The organism is Natronolimnobius baerhuensis, from assembly GCF_002177135.1.
Lineage (GTDB): Archaea > Halobacteriota > Halobacteria > Halobacteriales > Natrialbaceae > Natronolimnobius > Natronolimnobius baerhuensis.
Genome location: NZ_MWPH01000001.1, coordinates 831813 through 850759 on the forward strand (window position 1 = coordinate 831813; position 18947 = coordinate 850759).

Annotated in this window: 17 protein-coding genes; 10 read left to right on the plus strand and 7 right to left on the minus strand. The window is 61.2% G+C overall.

Features of this window, described 5'->3' with window-relative positions; genetic code table 11:
• Window positions 1-98: 98 nt before the first annotated feature.
• A complete protein-coding gene (locus tag B2G88_RS03995) occupies window positions 99-2234 on the plus strand; it encodes a DUF7282 domain-containing protein (RefSeq protein WP_140408817.1) in 2136 nt (711 codons plus the stop codon).
• Window positions 2235-2348: 114 nt separating this feature from the next.
• Here the strand turns inward: B2G88_RS03995 and B2G88_RS04000 are convergent, their stop codons facing one another.
• Window positions 2349-2852: a DUF7344 domain-containing protein gene (locus B2G88_RS04000; RefSeq protein WP_087714028.1), complete on the minus strand. Its 504-nt coding sequence runs from the start codon at window positions 2850-2852 to the stop codon at window positions 2349-2351.
• A 321-nt stretch (window positions 2853-3173) separates the two neighbouring features.
• Complete coding sequence (locus B2G88_RS04005) at window positions 3174-3344, minus strand: DUF7563 family protein (RefSeq protein WP_394335702.1); 171 nt, start codon at window positions 3342-3344, stop codon at window positions 3174-3176.
• Between the two features lie 613 nt (window positions 3345-3957).
• On the opposite strand from B2G88_RS04005, the gene B2G88_RS04010 reads away from it, so the two are divergent.
• The 3 genes from B2G88_RS04010 (at window position 3958) to B2G88_RS04020 (ending at window position 6065) form a co-directional block, all read left to right on the plus strand.
• Complete coding sequence (locus tag B2G88_RS04010; RefSeq protein WP_054862057.1) at window positions 3958-4293, plus strand: winged helix-turn-helix domain-containing protein; 336 nt, start codon at window positions 3958-3960, stop codon at window positions 4291-4293.
• 290 nt (window positions 4294-4583) lie between these two features.
• Window positions 4584-4859 (plus strand): PadR family transcriptional regulator, encoded by a 276-nt coding sequence (locus B2G88_RS04015; protein WP_054862058.1) that lies wholly within the window; start codon window positions 4584-4586, stop codon window positions 4857-4859.
• Between the two features lie 192 nt (window positions 4860-5051).
• Entirely contained in the window at window positions 5052-6065 is a 1014-nt protein-coding gene (locus tag B2G88_RS04020; protein WP_087714030.1) for a DUF1616 domain-containing protein, read from the plus strand.
• 489 nt (window positions 6066-6554) lie between these two features.
• Here B2G88_RS04020 and B2G88_RS04025 read toward each other — a convergent pair whose 3' ends face one another.
• Entirely contained in the window at window positions 6555-7091 is a 537-nt protein-coding gene (locus B2G88_RS04025) for a DUF7344 domain-containing protein (RefSeq protein ID WP_054862059.1), read from the minus strand.
• 491 nt (window positions 7092-7582) lie between these two features.
• Here B2G88_RS04025 and B2G88_RS04030 point away from each other — a divergent pair, with 491 nt between their 5' ends.
• From B2G88_RS04030 to B2G88_RS04055, 6 genes are all read left to right on the plus strand, one after another.
• Window positions 7583-8176 carry an acyltransferase gene (locus B2G88_RS04030; RefSeq protein ID WP_087714031.1) on the plus strand — a complete coding sequence of 198 codons (594 nt, stop codon included), beginning with the start codon at window positions 7583-7585 and terminating at the stop codon, window positions 8174-8176.
• 4 nt (window positions 8177-8180) lie between these two features.
• Entirely contained in the window at window positions 8181-9407 is a 1227-nt protein-coding gene (locus tag B2G88_RS04035; protein ID WP_087714032.1) for a DegT/DnrJ/EryC1/StrS family aminotransferase, read from the plus strand.
• Window positions 9404-10444: a Gfo/Idh/MocA family protein gene (locus B2G88_RS04040; RefSeq protein ID WP_087714033.1), complete on the plus strand. Its 1041-nt coding sequence runs from the start codon at window positions 9404-9406 to the stop codon at window positions 10442-10444. Before B2G88_RS04035 ends, B2G88_RS04040 begins: the two co-directional genes overlap by 4 nt.
• On the plus strand, window positions 10441-11940 hold the full coding sequence (locus B2G88_RS04045; RefSeq protein WP_054862060.1) for a nucleotide sugar dehydrogenase: 1500 nt from the start codon (window positions 10441-10443) through the stop codon (window positions 11938-11940). Before B2G88_RS04040 ends, B2G88_RS04045 begins: the two co-directional genes overlap by 4 nt.
• Complete coding sequence (locus B2G88_RS04050) at window positions 11933-13126, plus strand: glycosyltransferase family 2 protein (protein ID WP_087714034.1); 1194 nt, start codon at window positions 11933-11935, stop codon at window positions 13124-13126. Before B2G88_RS04045 ends, B2G88_RS04050 begins: the two co-directional genes overlap by 8 nt.
• A 308-nt stretch (window positions 13127-13434) precedes the next feature.
• Window positions 13435-14412 (plus strand): glycosyltransferase, encoded by a 978-nt coding sequence (locus B2G88_RS04055; protein ID WP_087714035.1) that lies wholly within the window; start codon window positions 13435-13437, stop codon window positions 14410-14412.
• A gap of 105 nt (window positions 14413-14517) precedes the next feature.
• On the opposite strand, the gene B2G88_RS04060 is transcribed toward B2G88_RS04055, so the two are convergent.
• The 4 genes from B2G88_RS04060 to B2G88_RS04075 form a co-directional block, all read right to left on the minus strand.
• Window positions 14518-15495, minus strand: a complete 978-nt coding sequence (locus B2G88_RS04060; RefSeq protein ID WP_087714036.1) for an NAD-dependent epimerase/dehydratase family protein — start codon at window positions 15493-15495, stop codon at window positions 14518-14520.
• A 2-nt stretch (window positions 15496-15497) separates the two neighbouring features.
• Window positions 15498-16454: a DUF362 domain-containing protein gene (locus B2G88_RS04065; RefSeq protein ID WP_087714037.1), complete on the minus strand. Its 957-nt coding sequence runs from the start codon at window positions 16452-16454 to the stop codon at window positions 15498-15500.
• Window positions 16454-17557: a Gfo/Idh/MocA family protein gene (locus tag B2G88_RS04070; RefSeq protein WP_054862061.1), complete on the minus strand. Its 1104-nt coding sequence runs from the start codon at window positions 17555-17557 to the stop codon at window positions 16454-16456. Before B2G88_RS04070 ends, B2G88_RS04065 begins: the two co-directional genes overlap by 1 nt.
• Before the next feature lie 191 nt (window positions 17558-17748).
• A complete protein-coding gene (locus tag B2G88_RS04075) occupies window positions 17749-18699 on the minus strand; it encodes a polysaccharide deacetylase family protein (RefSeq protein WP_087714038.1) in 951 nt (316 codons plus the stop codon).
• Window positions 18700-18947 lie beyond the last annotated feature (248 nt).

An 18947-nucleotide genomic window follows, 5' to 3' on the forward strand; every position in this document is an offset into this window, starting at 1 on the left:
CAAATCGTCCGTATCTGGTCGCAGGATCCTGTTTCCCGTGAAATAGTTGGCTCGGTTTATACCCCTGAATCGGCGAGGTGACGATGCTTCACGAGACTATGACAACACGCAATCGGGTACTCGCTGTGTTCGTTGCACTGCTGATGATCTGTTCGAGCGGGGCGATGGTTGCCGGTGCCGGCGCGACACCCGGCACAGCCGCCGACGAGCAGGACACTGCACCAGCCGACGCACTCACGACCGTACAGGAACAGGACGATGACGACCCAGCCGAAGACTCGGACGAACTCGAGCCCGAGTCTGAAGACAATGACGCCGCCGCGGATCCGCCAGCCTCGGTGACGTTCGAGGAGCAAGCGACCGACGGTGAAACCGTCGTTGTCGACGACGTGACTCTCGAGGACGGCGGCTTCGTGGTGATCCACGATAGTAGCCTCCTCGTCGGGAACGTCCTCGAGAGCGTCATCGGTTCCTCCGAATATCTCGAGCCCGGCACGCACGAAGACGTCGAAATACCGCTCGAGACGCCACCAGCGGATGACGAGACGCTCATCGCGATGGCACACCTCGATACGAACGACAACGAGGAGTTCGACTTCGTCGAGACTGAGGGCGAGGACGATACGCCGTACCTGTTCAACGACGAGCCGGTCACCGAACAGGCAGTCGTCACGCTCGAGGATGACCTGGATGTGGATGCAGACGAGCCTGAAGAGACAGAGGATACGGTTGATGAGGAGCTAGACGAGACTGAGGATGAGACTGCAGAGGAAGTCGACGAGGACCTGAACGAGACCGAAGACGAGGTTGAGGAACCAGTTGAAGAAGATTTGAACGAGACCGAAGATGAGGTTGAGGAAGAAGTCGAAGAGGACACGGACGAAACTGAAGACGAGATTGAGGAGCCAGTTGACGACGCGCCTGAGGCGGTCGACGACGACCGCGATGTTCCGATGAGCGTCCTCATCGAGCAGGCGAACATCGTCGTTGTTGGTGACCACGTGGCTGACTCCGACACCGAAACCGACGCTGCTGACGACACAGACCCCGCAGACGAGGCAGTGAATACTGACGCAGACACCGACAACAACGAGGCGACCAACCTCGAGGATGCCGACACGAACGGACTCGAGGATGACCTACACAGCCACCACCTCGATATCGAAATCGAGCAGGCAACGCTCACGACAATCGATGCGGGAGCGGACCTGCCTGCGGAGATGGACGCTGATGCTGCAGACTCGAGCGAGGACGCGACCGATGACGACGCAGTCGCTCACGAGGACGATGCAGCACAGACTGAACAAGAGGAGAATGATCTCGAGGACGTAGATGAGACCGGTGCGGAAGTGACAATCGGCGATGCAACGGCGTTCATCGTCGTCGACGATGTTGAACTGCCACACACCGAAGACGAGGCTGCAGCCGACGGTCACGATGCTGCTGAAGCGGGTGACGACGCTGTTGACAACGATGAACAAGTAACGGTTGGCCAGGCGACGATCTTCGTGCTCGCAACGGACATCGACGCGCCACTCGAGGATGCTGCCCTCGAAAACGGTGCTGACGATGGTGCTGTCGACGACGCTGCAGCTGAAGACACTGCGGCTGACGCCGACGAAGGCGACAACGCCGCCGCAGACGATGAAACACAGACCGACGCTGACCACCTGCAGGTCACTATCGAACAGGCGACCATCGTCCTCGTCCACGACGGCCACGATGTCCTCGAGATGGACGCTGTGGCCGATGACGACGCTACTGACGACGAGGAACTGACTGACAGCGAAGCGACGACTGACGCGGACGCGACCGACGAATCAGCTGATGAGGCAGCCGACAGCGAGCCGGCAGTGTCTGACCTCGAACTCGAGGTAACGGTCGAACAGGCGACGGTAGTCGCGCTTGTTGGCGGGATGGAACTGCCGCTGACAGAGCAGCCTGCTGCTGAGACCGCCACTGAGTCGGCTGATGAGTACGCGGCCGATGACACGGAGTCGGACGCTCCGACTGACGCTGTCGCGTTCACGCTCTCGATTACCATCGACGAACTCTCCGTCCAGTCGGTGACACACGCTGACGAGACGGAAACAACAGAGACGGCTGATGCAGACGCCGACGAGACGGACGATGTCGATCACAGCGACGACGCTGACCAGACCGACACGTCACAGCCAATCGACGGCGAGGCTGACGGAGACACGCCTGCTGCTGGCGTCGCCGCGCTTCAGTAAGCGACACGCCGCTGCTTTTTTCGAGGAACGAACTCACCGCTTGCCAGTCACGGACGGATGCGAGCCCAGTTTGATGGAGTCGTGCAATGAGCCGGTGTGTGCGATCTCCCAGTCTCAGGCCAGCAGCCGATAGAGGCTACTGGCAGCGACGGCGAGCAACACGAACACACTCCACAGCACGGGATCAACACTCGAGAGGAGCGGAATCTCGAGGCCGATAAGTGCGATGACTGCGAGTCCAAGGACACACGCGGCAAAATGAAGTTGTAAGAATGTTGATGGGTTGTCGGTGTGGCCATCGATATACACGAGCACGTCGTCGAAGTGCGAGCCAGCCTGAATCGTCTTGGCATCCGAATCGTACTCAATGACACCATCCTCCTCGAGTTGTGGGAGATGTGTCTGTTGTAGCGAGACGTAGACGCTTTTATAGAGGTTGTTCGGAACAGACCCACTGTCGGATTCGGTTTCGGCGATTTCGGTTGCAACGTCGGAGACATCGACGTGGCCTGACTCGCGTGCCAGGAGCTGGACGATTGCACGACGCCTGTCGTTGCCGAGGATGTGAAACACCTCGCTTTCTGCGAGCGACTCGGAGCGACTCGTCTGGACGGACATTGATTAGGAACAGATCACGAACTCGCTATCAACAGGCAATCCATCGCTTCCCTTCATACATCCTTCCTGTTTGCGAACCACCGACTTTAACCTGCTGTATTATTTTCAACTAGTCTCTGTAGGAAGTATGGACGGAGGCCGCAACCGACATGTTTGACTCGAGTTCGGCGCGAAAATCAGATGATAACAACGAGGGAAACCTCGAGAAACGGCTGCGGTGGTCGAAACAACGACCGTCTCAAACGGATCGCTGTACCGATGTACCGGCGCGCCCGCTGGTCGTGTCGCGAGTGCGCCAGAAATGACGGACAGAAACCTGTCTCACTCCGAGTCTGGGCCAGGGAGGTGACTCCCCGATTGCATCTCGCGGTACGTCGTACAGCCGGGACAGCCATGGACGACGTCACCGTTATCGCCGAACACGCGGGCGAACTGCTGGGTGACGTGTGTCCCACAATTTCGACAGCGTGCGCCTGCCGTCGACGATTCCATCGGTCGCCAATTCTGTTGTCGAGAGTTCATGGTAGGGGGTGAGTGCGTGGACGGCCTCGAGTCGGCCATGTGGCCGATGGTGTGAGACTCCTGCAGTGATCGGAGCCACACGAGCGTCGCCACCGATCCTGCAACGAGTCACCGCACCGGAGTCGGACTCGTCCGAGCACAGTACAACTCAGGGGGATAGACGTGAATAAAGGCGGGAGACCGTTCACTCGAGCGAGGGTGTCTATGGGGTGGAAACACACGCTTGCCGCCGAATATCGCGCGAGAAGCACCCAACACACCGAGTAGTGAGTGAGATGTGACTGTCGGGTCTCAACGTGAATTCAGATCGATTGTCCCGGGTTCGCATGGCAAAGTGATGGTTTATCGACGAAAACCACTGATGAAATGACTCATTTCCTGGTCGAAATACAATGTTTCTGAATCGAATGACTGTCCTACAATCTGTAATGTACATCGTTATAAAATACCCTCATCGCTTACCAATTGTATCGTTGGACGGGACCCAAACCGCCCTGAAACGGGACGAGATGAGGTCAATCGTCACGGAACACCCCTCTCGAACTCGAGAGCGAACCAACGGAACCACAACGACAGCCTACATATGTCCACTCACGCACCCAACACGCAATCGGAACTGACCGCCAACCCAACTGCACAACTCGACGTCCTCGGCGACGAATGTGCGCGAACGATTCTCATCGCAACCAGCGAAGGCCCGAAAACAGCCAAAGAACTAACCAAGCGAACGGACAGTTCTTCCGCTACCGTCTACCGTCGCATCAACAACCTCCTCGAGAGTGACCTCCTCAGCGAGTGTGTTCGATTCGACAGCGATGGCTCACATACGACCGCCTACGAGGCCACGGTCGAACACCTCCAGGTACAGATCGGTGCCGAAGGGATCGACGTTGCACTGGCGAATGCCGACCAGCACTAACGACGCGCGATCACTCGCGACAGCGACGTGAGGACGACCAGAAAGGATACTGAAACTGGTACTTCGGCGAGCCGATCTGTCGTCTGTGTCTCTCGGCTGCTGCGACGCGCATGGTACACTCGAGGAGAGACTGTCTTCGACAATCGAGTTGCTCGAGATGGTTCAGTCGCACAGACGGTCGTGAGAATATCTATTTAAATCTCGGAACGATACATGAAAGGATTCCTAACAACGCTGTATGACACGGATAACAAATATCTACTCAGTGGAACGATCACTGTGATTGAGCAATGCACGATCTGACCGGCTTCCAGCGGGATCTGTTGTACGTGATCGCGGGTGCTGATCGACCATCGGGCCAGACAGTCAAAGACGAGGTAGAACAGTACTATAGCGCAGAAATCAATCACGGTCGCCTGTATCCCAATCTCGATACGCTCGTCAACAAAGAGCTTGTCGAGAAAGGCCAACTCGACAGGCGAACCAACTACTACGCGATTACCGAGGCCGGTCGACAGCGAATCGACGAACGTCGCGAGTGGGAAGAGCAGTACGTCGAGTTTTAGGACCGAACAGTCCGAGACGCTCTCCTCGAGGCAATCACCGACGACCGGAAGGGCTGTCTCTCACTCGAGTATCGGTTTCTCAGCGATAACACGGGCATAACAAAACACTAGTGGCGTGAGTGATCCAACGATAATGACGACCGAATCGTCCTGGAGCGCAGTCATTGATCTTCGCCGCCAGGAGGGATCTCGATGAGTTTTCCGACAGCCGCAGAGACTAGACTCGGGCGCGTGCGGGAGTATCCGATGGACCTTGCAATCGTGTCTCTTGCAGCGGCGCTTGCATTTCTCCTCATCACGTCCGTCCCGGCAGAGAGTCCGCTCAGATTGCTCGTCGCGTTCCCGCTTGCGCTGTTTCTCCCCGGCTACGCACTCACCTCGTTTTTGTTTCCGGCGGTTGAACGCGCCGCACGGGAGACAGCCGCGACAACGGTCGAACAACGGCCTCGAGGGATCAACACCGTCGAACGACTGGGGCTCTCGTTCGTCCTGTCGCTCTCGATGTTGCCACTTGTCGTCCTTGCGCTTCCGGTGACGCAGTGGGGGCTCGGCGCTGGATCGCTTGCTGCAGCCCTTGCAGGACTTACCGTCGTTGCAGCACAACTCGGTGCACTCCGCCGCATTAGAGTCCCGAAAGCGGAGCGATTTACCGTGTCGTTTACGGCTGCGGTGGCCGGCGTACACGACGATGAAAGCGCTGTTGCAACGCTTTCGTCCATCGTGCTCGTGGTGGCCGTCGCTGTCGCTGCCGGCGCGTTACTCGTTGGCTTTCTGTTCCCAGCTGCCGGTGGCGGCTTTACCGAACTGGGGCTGTACACAGAAACCGACGATGGCGACCTTGTTGCCGGCGAGATCCCAGACGAGATCGAACCAGGTGAGTCCGTCCCCGTGACGCTCTCAGTCGAGAACCACCAGGGAGAACACGCCGAATACACCCTCGTCGTCCAGGAACAGGTCATCGAGGACGGTGAGATCATCGACCGGACCGAACTGCGGACAATCGACGGCAGCATCTCGGATGGAAGCACTGGCCTGGGTGAACGAGAAATTACCCCGACTGCAGAAGACGGCGACACCGTTCGAATCAGCGTCTTGCTCTACGATGACGACGACGTCCCAGCAGAGCCAACGAACGAAAACGCCGACGAAGATGCCTACTTCTGGATCACCGTCACCGAGGATGCCGGTGACGACGAAGACGGCTAATCGCTGACGGCTTTTTGAGCTACGAGGTGTGAGCGTCTCTCGAGCGTCGCAGTTGACTGGAGCGGACAGTCTCGCTTGTGATCGCGTGCGTGTCCGGGTCCTTCTCCGAGAGGAGACAGTAGGTATGGCGTGGTACCAGAACAGGTGAATCTCGAGTGCGGAAGTCAATTATCGATGACGTGACGCTATCACACGGCAATCCACCCGTCGACACGGTTGCTGTCCAGCGTACAGCCGTGCTGTCTACAGTGTGGCTCACCCCCGACACACAGACGCTCGAGGCAGGTTTCGCGCTGGAAAGCGCTTGTGCTGAACACTCGAGGCTGACGAGTGAGAGTAGTCCAGACTCGAGGCTGACAAATCAGCAGCAGTCCAGACTCGAGGCTGTGGGACGCTCTCCTGACTCTGGAAGTGCTCGAGTCGCAAGTGGGACACAGCGCGGAGAACAGTTACACGGAGGGCTACGACGGACTGAACGCGATGGGTGCGTTATCGACCCGCGAGACCGAACGGAACCTGTAGATCCGGTCGGCGCGAGACGTGCTGTACAATCGAGATCGCGAGGATGACGAGACACAGCGCCAGAACGATTACCGGCGCAGCGGCGGCCGTAAGCGGACCCACGGCGAGCCAGGCAACGGCAAAGAAACCGACACCAGCGACCGTCGATGCCGCATAGAGGCGATGCCAGGGTCGGTCGGAGCCGAGGTGGCGGTCGAGATACGGCTCGAACACCTCATCGCTCGGCAACAACTCGATACGGTGGCCATCGGGATCCCAGTCGACGATCCCATGGTCCTCGAGCATCGGCAGGTGGGTCTGATATAACGAGATGTAGACCCGCCGGCGCTGCGTGCGGGTGACCTCGTCGGGGTCGGTGTCGTTCTCCCAGGCGGCTACCTGTTCGACGAGCGGTGCCAGATCGCAGCCGCCGCCACACTGTTTCAGGTATTGCACCGCCCGTCGTCGTCGAGCGTTACTGAACACATCGAACAGTTCGGCTTGTGTCAATTCGTGCTCAGACATGAGTGCCCTCGCGTTCCCGACTCGAATATCGTTCGGGGATGGTCGGATACCTCACAGTACCGATTCCCAGCCGCTGACCCTTTACTATCACTCGGCTACCGTTTCGAAATCGAATTGTACCAGTTGGCGTTCGTGACTGACGTCTGAGCCGACGTTTCAGCACGTCTCGGACCATCAGTGTCTCCGACACAGCGTCGCTGCGTCTCGAATCGCCACGCTAGTGAGAGGTTCAGCCAGTCCTCGAGCGGCCAGACGCGGCCTGTAGTTCTGGGCTACGGATCCGTCAGGGCCGGGATAACAAAACCTCGTTACCCGGTGTATCTGCATGATTCCCAAGCGGATCGAGTCTCCGATGACACAGCATTACCTACCACACCGAGTACGCGGTCACAGACGGACAACAGGCCCTCCATCAGCGTCTGCGCCTCGCTCGAGCGAGCGAACACGCGATGAGTATCTGTACAGGCCACGACAGCTGGGGGGTGCCCCGGATGAGTGAGGCACTTCCCAGCCAGGTCGTTCGCGGCGAGGATTGTGCAATCGACGACGAGGCAACCGTCGGCTACGGCGAGTTCGACGAACCGACGAGACTCGGCGACGAGGCGACGATCCGAGCCGGCGCAATCGTCTACGGCAACGTAACGGTTGGCGACGAGTTCACCACTGGCCACGACGTGCTCGTCCGCGAGAACACGACCATCGGCGACGACGTCCTCGTCGGGACGAAAACGGTCATCGACGGCGAGACGACCATCGGCTCGCACGTGAGCCTGCAGACGAACGTCTACATTCCGACGAACACGACCATCGGCGATAACGTCTTCATCGGCCCCAGCGCTGCCCTGACCAACGACGAGTACCCGGTCCGGACGGACAACGGACTCGAGGGGCCAACGCTCGAAGATGGGGCCTCAATCGGTGCGAACGCGACGCTACTACCCGGTGTGACGATTGGCGAGAACGCCTTCGTCGCAGCAGGGTCGGTCGTCACCGACGACGTCCCGGCGAACAGTCTCGCGGTCGGAACGCCCGCGACGATTCAGGACCTCCCCGAACCGCTCGAGGGACCGAACGAAATCGCGTGATAGCATGAGTGAGACGAACGTCGATACTGAGAGTGAGTCGGACCACGCCAGGCGCATCGACACGGAACCAACAGAGCCGCCGACGAGCGAGACGGCGGCGACCGAGGAACTCGAGGGCTCGGTCTCGATTGCAGAGCCGGACGTCAGTGACGCAGTCGTCGAGCGCGTCCAGTCTGTGATCGACGGCGGTGGGCTCGCAGACGGCCCCGAAGTCCGCGCCTTCGAAGACGAGTTTGCAACCTACTGTACTGCCGACCACGCCGTTGCAACCTCGAACGGAACGACCGCGCTGCACGCCGCCCTCGAGGCGTTCGGCGTCGGCGAAGGCGATGCGGTGATCACGTCTCCGTTCTCGTTCGTCGCGAGCGCGAACGCGATTCGGCTCGCTGGCGCGACGCCCGTTTTCGCGGATATCGACCCGGAGACGTACACGCTCGATCCCGATGCCGTCGAAGCGGTCCTCAAGCGCCGGTCAGACATCGTCGGCCTGCTGCCGGTGCATTTGTACGGACTGGCGGCGGACATGCCAGCCCTGAACGCACTCGCGGACGACGACGACCTGTTCGTCCTCGAGGACGCCTGTCAGGCCCACGGCGCGCGGATCGACGGCGAGCGCGTCGGCTCGATTGGCGATGCCGCGTGCTTCTCGTTCTACCCGACGAAGAACATGACGACTGGTGAGGGCGGCATCATCACGACCGATAGCAAGGACGTCGCCCAGCGCGCCCAGCAGTTCGTCAATCATGGGCGCGGCCAGAGCGGGACTGGCGGCTACGAGCATCTCGACCTCGGGCATAACTTCCGGATGACGAGCATCGCGGGCGCAATTGGATCCGGCCAACTCGAGCGCCTCCCAGATTTCAACGAGGCTCGTCGTGAGACCGCCGCCTACTATAACGAGCACCTCGCAGAGTTGCCACTCGAGACGCCGACGGAGCCTCGTGGCTACCGGCACGTCTACCATCAGTACACGGTCCAAACCGACAGTCCGGCCGAGCGAGATGCGCTCGCGGAGACGCTCGAGGCGTACGATGTCGATTCGGCGATCTACTACGATACACCCATTCACCAGCAACCGGCCTACGAGTCGCTGAGTACGGCTGCCGCGTCGTTCCCGAAAGCCGAGCGAGCAGCTGAGACCGTCCTGTCCCTGCCAGTCCACCCCGGACTATCCGACGTCGAGCGACGAACCGTTGTCAAAGCAGTTACCGATCACTACACCTCCCAATGAGCACGGAACACACACTTTCTCGAACACGAACGCCCGCAGGCGTCATCGGCGTTGGCGCGATGGGCGCAAACCACGCACGCGTATACAGTGAATTACCGAACGTCGAATTAGCCGGAGTCACCGACCACGACACTGCCGTCGCCAAAGAGGTCGCTGAGAAGTACGGCACCGACGCGCTCACGCTCGAGGAGTTGCTCGAGCGCTGTGAGGTCGTCACAGTTGCCGTCCCGACGCACGTCCACTACGATCTGGTGACGACCTGTCTCGAGGCGGGTGTCAACGTCCTTGTCGAGAAACCAATCGCGAAGACGGTCGAGGAAGGCCGGCGAATGGCCGCACTGGCCGAGGACCGTGGACTCGTCCTTCAGGTTGGCCACATCGAACGATTCAATCCAGCCGTCCAGACGGTTGGCGAACTGATCGACGAACTCGATGTCATCAGTCTCGAGGCCGAGCGACTCGGCCCGCCAATCGACCGGACCGCACCCGGCAACGTCGTCTTCGATCTGATGGTCCACGACGTGGATATCGTCGGCTCGATCCTCGAGTCGACGCCGAACTCGATTACGGCGATGGGGACCGAAGACGGCCGCTATGCGACCGCGACGATGGAGTACGACGACATCGTCGCCTCGCTGACCGCCAGTCGCGTCACCCAGAAGAAGGTCCGAAAACTGAACGTGACTGCCCGCGAGTGCTTCGTCGAAGTCGACTACCTCGAGCAGTCGGTGCTGATCCATCGGGACTCCTATCCGGAGTATGTCAATGACGAAGGCCAGAAACGGTATCGCCACGAGAGCGTCGTCGAACGCCCTCGCATCGACAACGGAGAACCGCTGCGTCACGAGTTAGCGTCGTTCGTCGAGAGCGTTCGACGGAACGACAAACCGGAGGTCACCCCACAGGACGGCATCGAGGCGCTCGAGGCGGTCCAGACCATCGACCAACTGGTCGACAACCGACAGGGCAAGACGCCCGGTGCGGTGGTATCCGACCGTGAACACGAGACCGACGAACGGGAGGTGGAAGCGCCTTGACAGCGAGCGAGGACGACACCGTGGACGCACCCGCACTCTACGACTCGAGCGTCGATGAACCGCGCCAACACGACCTGCTCACCAGCGGCGAAATTCCTGTCGCCGTCTACGGTCTGGGAAAAATGGGCCTGCCGCTTGCGAGCATCTACGCCGAAACGACCGGCAACGTCACCGGCGTCGACGTCGATCCGTCCGTCGTCAAGACGATCAACGGCGGCGAGAGTCACGTTATCGGCGAACCCGGACTCGACGACCTCGTCGCCGAACACGTCGGTGCCGGCCGACTCGAGGCGACGACCGATGGTGCGAAAGCGGCCGCCGAGGCGCGCATCCACGTCATCATCGTGCCGACGCTGATCGACGAGGACAACCAGCCGAACCTCGCAACCGTCGAATCCGTCGCCGACGATATCGCGGCGGGTCTGTCGCCGGGCGATCTCGTCATCGCCGAGTCGACGCTGCCGCCAACGTCCTGTCGCGACGTGATCAAGCCCCACCTCGAGCAAGAAAGCGAGCTCTCGGGCGACGAATTTGGGCTTGCCTTCTGTCCGGAGCGCACCTCGAGCGGCCGTGCGTTAGCAGACATCCGCGGTGCGTACCCGAAGGTCGTCGGCGGCGTCGACGACGAGAGCACCCGCGCGGCGAGTATTATTTACGACGAAATTTCGGACAACGAGGTCCATCCGGTTTCGGACGCGACGACCGCAGAGTCGGTCAAGGTCTTTGAAGGCGTCTACCGCGACGTAAATATCGGCCTGGCGAACGAACTCGGCCGACTCGCGGATGAACTCGGCATTTCGGTCCGCGAGGCAATCGAGACCGCAAACGACCTTCCGATGTGCCAGCTACACGAGCCTGGTCCGGGCGTTGGCGGCCACTGCATTCCGTACTATCCGCACTTCTTGCTCTCACAGAACGAGGAGCCACTCGAGGTGACCCAAACTGCACGAGCGGTCAACGACGGCATGCCAGCGGTCGTCGTCGACCGCCTCGAGCAGGAACTCGCCGCCACGGGTACCGATCTCGCGGACGCCTCGGTTGCCGTCCTCGGGATCACCTACCGAGCGGGCGTCGAGGAAACCCGCGCGTCGCCGGCGCTTGGCGTCATCGAGAATCTACAGGACCGCGGTGCGGACGTTTTCGGCGTCGATCCGCTCGTCGATCCCGCAGAGTACGGCACACGCCCGCTCGAGGTCGACGACCTTGCAACTGAAGCCGACACGCTCGATGCGGTCGTTCTCGTTACACCACAGGCGGAGTTCGAGCAGATCGAGTGGGACGCCCTCGAGCCGATGGTCGTCGTGGACAGCCGGGATGCACTCGACCTCGCTGCGACCCACCACCGCGTCTACACCCTGGCTGGCGGCAGTGACGGACGGCCGCCACGTCCGGCAGTCGACAGCGAGACGACTGGACTCGAGGCGGGAGCAAGTACCGAGCCCGAGACCGAGGCGGAACCCGGTGCAACCCGAACAGACGGAGGCTCCGATGTATAAGGACACCACAATTGGCGTCGTCGTGACGGCGTACAACGAAGAGGCGTTCGTCGGGAACGTCATCGAGACTGTGCCGGCGTACGTCGACCGAATTTATGCCGTCGACGACGCCTCGCCAGACGAAAGCTGGAGCGTTATTCAGCGCGTGGCAGCCCAGCTCAACGAGGAGAAGACACCCGAATCGGAGGTGGCCCTCGCCGACGGCGGCGACGACCGACGTGTCGTCCCGATCCAGCACGACGAAAATCGTGGCTACGGCGCAGCGGTCAAAACCGGCTACAAGCGCGCCGCCGAGGACGGGATCGACGTCGTCGCCGTCCTAAACGGCGACGGTCAGATGGACCCCGAGATCATGGATCAAATCATCGACCCCGTCGTCACCGGCGAGGCCGATTACGCGAAGGGGAACCGACTCCTCACGGCCGAGGATCGAGACGGCATGTCCTCGTTTCGCCTCTTCGGAAACGCCATGCTGACTGGCCTTTCGAAGTTCGCCTCGGGCTACTGGACCGTTGGCGACCCACAGAACGGCTACACCGCCATTTCGAGAGAGACCATCGAGGAACTCGACCTCGAGTCGATCACCGATCAGTACGGCTTCCTCAATCACATCCTGGCCCATCTCAACGTCAACGAACGCCGGGTGGCCGATGTGTCGATGTCGGCAGTCTACGGCGATGAGGAATCGAGTATCACGTACACGTCGTTCATCCGCTACGTCTCCATGCTGCTGTTGCGGAGTTTCTGCTGGCGGCTCAACCGTCGCTACGTCGTCGAAGGATTCAACCCCGCAGTGGTCTTTTACGCCGCTGGCTCGGCCGGACTTGCTGGAGGGGTTGCAGGTACGATCACCTCGCTCGCTCGAGAGTTCCGCGGGAAAGAGGGCTTTACTGGCGTGCTCGCGTCGTTCGTCGCCCTCTTGCTCGGTGTCGTCTCGCTCGGCGTCGCAATCGCGATGGACGCCGCAGAGAACGAAGCCCTCGAGAGGACCAGCTACGAGACAACGGCGGCCGAACACGCGGCTGAGTCGGCCGACTCGAGCGCGCCAGCCGGATCGAACGGGGCTGCCAGCGCCGATCAGGACTCGAGCCGAGAGCCCTCGCACGTGGTCTCGCATCCGGAGACCGGAACTGGAACGAGCACGAACACGGACCCCGACGCTGGCACGAATCCAAGCGCGACGTAACCTCGGTTGTCGAATCGGATACTGCGGTTGCTCTTCTTGCAGGTGTAACAGACATCGTGAGTGGACACGCAATCATCGATTACAGACGCAGGTTTCGACCAGATCGAACGTTTTGTCGTCCACCGACTCGAGCAGTGAGCCGACAGCAACCCGTGTTCGCCGATGCTACTGTCGGTTTCACGTCGTTACAACGTTCTCTCGCAGAAGACAGTACTCCGTATAGAAACGCTCTCGAGAGCGTCTCCGGACGTTTCAGAAAAAGTGAGGGATAACAAAGCCGTGGGTAGTCCTTTGTTGGGGCAACCGAGATGCACGTCCTCACGCTGACGACGAACGCCGATGCGCCGTTCATGAACGAGCAGATGCGCGCGCTCGAGCGACGAGGTGTCTCGTTTTCCACGCTCTCGGTTTCGGGTGAGGGAGACGGGGGGAACTCCCGAAGCCCGATTGACTATCTTCGATACTTCCCGGAAGTCATCGCCGAAGCCGGCAACGACTACGATCTCGTCCACGCTCACTACGGGCTGATCGCGCCGATGGCACTCGCACAGCTTCGCAAGCCGGTCGTGCTCTCGCTGTGGGGTTCAGACCTGTACGGGCCAGTCGGCCCCGTGAGTCGCGCCTGTGCGCCGCTGTGTGACGAACTTGTCGTCATGTCCGAGGAGATGCAATCGACGCTCGGTCGCCCGTGTGAGGTGATCCCCGACGGGGTCGACCTCGAGAAGTTCCAGCCCAAACCACAGGCCGAGGCTCGGCGTGCGGTCGGCTGGGACGAAGACGACTACCAGATCCTCTTTCCGTATCTCCCCGAGCGCGACGTAAAAAACTACCCGCGAGCGCGCCGGATCGTCAACGCCGTCAACGGCCGCCTCGAGCGGCCAGTTCGATTGCAGGCCGTCCACGGCGTCGATCACGACACCGTGCCGGACTACATGAACGCCGCCGACGCACTGCTTTTGACCTCGAGAAGCGAGGGATCACCAAACTCAGTCAAAGAAGCCCTCGCGTGCAATACGCCCGTCGTCTCCGTCGACGTCGGCGACGTCTCCGAACGACTCGCGGGCGTCTCCCCATCGCTCGTTTCCGACGACGACAGCGACCTAATCGACGAACTCGTGTCCATCCTCGAGTCGGACATCGAACCGAACGGCCGCGAGGCCGCCCGCGAGGTCAGCGTCGAGCGAACCGCCGATCAGATGATCGACGTGTACGAACGGGTTTCTGGCACACGCGTCTCAGAATCGTCACCGGATGATGTCGCTCGAGCGCCGGAACCGCTCGACTGAGCAGTGCTGATTTTTCGGTACCGACGCCGTTTCACGTACAGCTCTCGCGTCGAACAAACAGACAGCGAAACGAGAGTATCAGCGCGACTTCGACCGCGATGCCTGTTACCGGAACTCCTCGCGGTACCAGGTGACCGTCTCGGGTAAGTGCTCCTCGAGTGGCGCGTACTCGTAGTCCAATTCAGTTTTAGCCTTCTCGGAGGTGTAGAACAGCCGCTCGGTCGCGAGTTTGGCCATCCGACGGTTAAACGGGAACACCTGGTGGTCCGTCACGGTACCGACGGCTTCGGCGACCGGCCCGGCGGCGTGGATCGCCTGGGCGGGGACGGGAATCCGTGCCGGGACGCCGCCGAGGTGGTCGGAGATCCGCGAGACGGCGCGGTCGTAGGTCAGGTTCTCGCCGCCGAGGATGTAGTGTTCGCCGGAGCCGCCCTTCTCGTAGGCCGCGATGATGCCGTCGACCACGTCGGAGACGCCGACGATGCTCAGCCCGCCGGGGAGATACGCCGGCATCGTCGGCTCGAGGCCCATCGAGAGCAGTTGGGGCGTAAACGACTCGTCGCCGGGACCGAAAACGGACGTGGGGTGGACGGTGACCGCGTCGCCGCCGGTAGCTGCGTAGCGGTCGACCAGCTGTTCGGCTTCGGCTTTCGAGGACTGATACGCGCCGATTGGTTCGGCGACGTCAGTCTCGTCCGCGAACGGCGAGGTTTCGTTCGGCTGGCGCGTTCCCGCGGTGCTCGTAAAGACCAGTCGGCCGACGTCCTCGCTGGTGCGACAGACCGAGAGCACAGTCGCCGTCCCGTCGCGGTTAACCCGCTTGACCGTCTCCGGACCGGCGCTCCAGAGACCGATTCCCGCGAGGTGAAAGACGGCGTCCGTCCCAGTAACCATCGATTCTAGGGTTTCGGTATCGAACACGTCGCCGGTGTACCACTCGAGGTCGGCATCCTCGAGGTCGCCCCGATCAGACGTGGGTCGAGAGAGCGCGCGGACGGTCCAGCCGTCCTCGAGTAAGCGCTCACAGAGATGTGTCCCGAGAAAGCCCGTTGCCCCTGTCACAGCTGCGATTTTGCTTGTCATGGTTAGTGCTCGAGTTGTGGTGGAACGGCGTCGCCGCTGACGCCGGCATAGAGGCGATACGCTGTTGTTACCACAGGGTGCATCTCGCCCGTCGGCGGCAACTCGCCGCCCTCGAGTCGTGTGCGGATCGCGTCCAGATCGACGTCGCCGGTTCCGACTTGCTCGAGCGAGAGCGAGAGTGCCTTATCGTCGTCAGTCATGCCGACGGCCGTGGTGAGCACGTCGTCGTCGGTGATCGACCGGCCAAGGAGCGAGGTTCCAAGTGCATCGACCGCGGGGGCGGTGCCAGCAAAGAGTGCATCGGCAGCGTATGGTTCGTCGCCGTAGGCAACCGTCGCATCCAGAATCGAGACGGCCGGATCGATGGCACGCGTCGCAGCGACCGCAGCGAGTGTGTCATCGCCGGTCGAGTCGATGAACTCCGCGAGACGGTGCATGCCGCCCGCAATCGGTCCCGCTTCGGTCGGACGCAGCGTCGGCACAGAGATCACTTCTCCCTCGAGGAGTCGGTTCGGAACTGAGACGGTGACCGACCAGCCGTCGACCTCGCGTTGGGTATCGCTTCGCTGTTCGTCGGCGAGATCGACGGTTGTTGCGTCGAATCGCTCGAGCAGGCTCGAATAGCCGAGATACTCGGCCGTGCGGTCGAAGTCGATGATCTCGTCGGTCGCCCCCGCGACAGCGATCTCGGCGTCGAGGCGATCCTCGAGTTGGGAGACGAGCGCACCGACAACCGCTGGATCGGTCACCATGCCAGTCGATGGATGGAACGGATAGTGAGCGTCGGGGACGATGGTAATCCGATCTGGCTCCGACCGGGCGAGTGTCTCGAGCGTGGGGTCAACCACGGCTCGAACCGGGGCCTCGAGACGGACCATCCGCGTGTCGAGATCGGGCGTCCAGCCGCCGCGGCGGTCGTCGGCGTCGGTGGGCGTTCCGCGAACAGTATGCTGGGCCATCAGGAGGTCACCTCCGGCGGCGGAACTTCGCCGCGGTCGGTTTCCTCGGCCAGTTCGTAGGCGGTTTCCGCGAGTGCGAGTGTCCGCCGCCCGACCTCGCCGTCGACCGGCGGCGTCTCATCGTTGCGAATCGCGTCGATGAAGTCCTCGAGTGCCTTATAGTGTGCCTGCAAGTAATACGTCGGTCCGAAAACCGTCCGGTCGCCACCCACCCGGCTGGCGACGTTCTCGAGGGCGGATTTCGCCGCGCCCGCGTAGAAGTTGTCTCGCAGGTGATTCTGGTTGCTGATCGTGCCCGTGATCCCCTCGAGTCGCAATCGGGTGTTCACCTCTGGCAACTGCTCCCACTGGTAGGAACCACAGTGAAGCGTGATGGTCGTCTGTGTCTCGGGCGCGCGCATAAGGACAGTTGCTGCATCTTCGACGGGCACGTCGAGCGTTTCACCCATCGCCGCGCTCTCGACCTCGAGGTCGCCAAAGAGCCACTCGAGGACGTCGAAGCAGTGGATTCCAAGCTCGAGCAGGGAGCCGCCGCCGGCCGCGTCGGGATCGAGCGGCCACGACGGGGGCGGATTCTGGATTGGTGGCCGCCCAAGCGGGCCGTCGTTGAGTCGCGTGATCGAGGCGTAGGGGACGTGACCGACCGAGCCGTCCTCGTACGCCTCTTTGACGCCGACCATATCCGGCTGGTAGCGAAGCGTGTGATCGACGCTGACGTGAATGCCGGCCGCTGCTGCGGTTTCAAGCATCTGGTCGGCCTCCGCGGTCGAGCGAGCGAACGGTTTCTCGACGAACACGTCGACGCCGGCGGCGGCGGCCTCCTCGACGGCGTCTGCGTGTAAAAACGGCGGAAGCGCAACGATTGCTGCGTCGAGATCCTCAGAATGGAGTAAGGTTGCATAGTCGTCGTACGTACGAGTCACACCTTCGGTTTCGGCACGCTCGCGGTTTTCCGGGACCGCATCAGCGGCCGCAACTACGTCGACACCGGGCATTGCCCGTGCCGATTTCAGATGGACGAGACCGATGTTTCCAACGCCGAGAACGCCAACAGAGAGCGCACTCGAGTCGGTCCACCGGCTGAGAAGTCGTGTTGGTGGCATCTGTTCCTACAGGTGGCGTTCGCAGGTTTTGTTATCAATGTCGTACTGTGCCGCCTCGGTTCGTAGTCGCTGCTTCCTCGCTATAGAGATCCTGTTTGTGCCGGTATCCGATACAAAATCGGGCGGCTGTCAAGTGGGGTTACTGCGTCCAACAGACGGCAACAGTCGATTCAACTCGAGAAGACGAGTGGTTAGTCATCGCCTGTCGGGTGGCCGTCAACGGCGACTACCTGTCCGTTGGCATCGGTTGCAGCGGCGACACGGCGTGCGACCTGGCCCATGGTTTCGACGGCCAGATCGGTTTTCGAACGCGTATGCTCGAGATACGAGAGGATTGCACGCATTCGCCGATCATCGCGCTCGTGAGTAAGGTTGTTCGGATGCAGCCACATGTGGAAGATGCCGTCCGACCGAACTGCTTCGTCGATTCCCCGTCGTGCCTGTGCGACCATCGGATCGGTCCAGATCGACTCCGCAACGGTTCGGGCCGGTCCTTCGAAGCCAAAGAGGAACATCGATGCGGGCACGTTAACCAGACCGAACTCGTCCACGGCTGGCTCGACGAGCAGTGATTGATCCCGGAATCGTGTATCTACAATCCCGCGGAGGCCGTCCTCCGTCGGCGACTTCCCGCGATAGGCAGTGAGTCCATACTCGGCCAGCACATCTCGATGCCCGACATCGTTTCGCGGATAAATGAACGAGTCGACTGACTGGCCCCACTCATCGGCAATCGCCGTTGCTCGCTCGAGTTCGGCCCTCGCGAGGGCGTGATCGGTTGCTGCGTCGCCGAATAAGACGTGCGAAAACGAGTGGCTCGCAAACTCGTGGTCGACGGGAGATGCGAGCAACGCATCGACGAGATCGGGGGCGAACCGCAAGTCCTCGCGATCCGTCCACTCGCCGCGCTCCCGGTCGAACCAGCCGTCTGGTGCCGGGTGCTCCTCGTGACGGCCATCACAGGACTCGAGCATCAGGTGGCCAACGACGGCCCAGGTCGCAGGAATATCGTATTCCTCGCACAACTCGAGCATGGTCGACCAGCCGCGGCGGCCGGCTTCGACACGGCTCGGTGGCGGGGACTCGAGATCGTGAAATCCCCACCCGAGTTCAGCATCAAGCGAAAGCACGACACTACCCACAGACGCCACCACGCGTTCTCGACATACACGGAAGGGACTCTGGGACCGGCTTTTGTTATTCAGGCCCTTGCAGGTGCGGGCGTACACTCACCAGAGCGACAGCAGCGCTCACTCGGGTGAACCGTTTCGTGAGGCGAACAACTCTGTCTGTGTGACTCACAAGCTGACCAACGGTAATCCAATCGAACAGCGAGAAAGGGCGGTATTCATCGTGTTAACGCAACCGAACGCGACAGGTTAGGATTGCA

Bases quoted from the DNA above. Each gene is read 5' to 3' on its own strand.
- B2G88_RS04035 (WP_087714032.1), top strand. From the start codon at position 8,181: ATGAGTGAGACGAACGTCGATACTGAGAGTGAGTCGGACCACGCCAGG.
- B2G88_RS03995 (WP_140408817.1), top strand. From the start codon at position 99: ATGACAACACGCAATCGGGTACTCGCTGTGTTCGTTGCACTGCTGATG.
- B2G88_RS04025 (WP_054862059.1), bottom strand. From the start codon at position 7,091: ATGTCTGAGCACGAATTGACACAAGCCGAACTGTTCGATGTGTTCAGT.
- B2G88_RS04000 (WP_087714028.1), bottom strand. From the start codon at position 2,852: ATGTCCGTCCAGACGAGTCGCTCCGAGTCGCTCGCAGAAAGCGAGGTG.
- B2G88_RS04050 (WP_087714034.1), top strand. From the start codon at position 11,933: ATGTATAAGGACACCACAATTGGCGTCGTCGTGACGGCGTACAACGAA.
- B2G88_RS04005 (WP_394335702.1), bottom strand. From the start codon at position 3,344: ATGGAATCGTCGACGGCAGGCGCACGCTGTCGAAATTGTGGGACACAC.
- B2G88_RS04055 (WP_087714035.1), top strand. From the start codon at position 13,435: ATGCACGTCCTCACGCTGACGACGAACGCCGATGCGCCGTTCATGAAC.
- B2G88_RS04010 (WP_054862057.1), top strand. From the start codon at position 3,958: ATGTCCACTCACGCACCCAACACGCAATCGGAACTGACCGCCAACCCA.
- B2G88_RS04040 (WP_087714033.1), top strand. From the start codon at position 9,404: ATGAGCACGGAACACACACTTTCTCGAACACGAACGCCCGCAGGCGTC.
- B2G88_RS04020 (WP_087714030.1), top strand. From the start codon at position 5,052: ATGAGTTTTCCGACAGCCGCAGAGACTAGACTCGGGCGCGTGCGGGAG.
- B2G88_RS04060 (WP_087714036.1), bottom strand. From the start codon at position 15,495: ATGACAAGCAAAATCGCAGCTGTGACAGGGGCAACGGGCTTTCTCGGG.
- B2G88_RS04065 (WP_087714037.1), bottom strand. From the start codon at position 16,454: ATGGCCCAGCATACTGTTCGCGGAACGCCCACCGACGCCGACGACCGC.
- B2G88_RS04070 (WP_054862061.1), bottom strand. From the start codon at position 17,557: ATGCCACCAACACGACTTCTCAGCCGGTGGACCGACTCGAGTGCGCTC.
- B2G88_RS04030 (WP_087714031.1), top strand. From the start codon at position 7,583: ATGAGTGAGGCACTTCCCAGCCAGGTCGTTCGCGGCGAGGATTGTGCA.
- B2G88_RS04015 (WP_054862058.1), top strand. From the start codon at position 4,584: ATGCACGATCTGACCGGCTTCCAGCGGGATCTGTTGTACGTGATCGCG.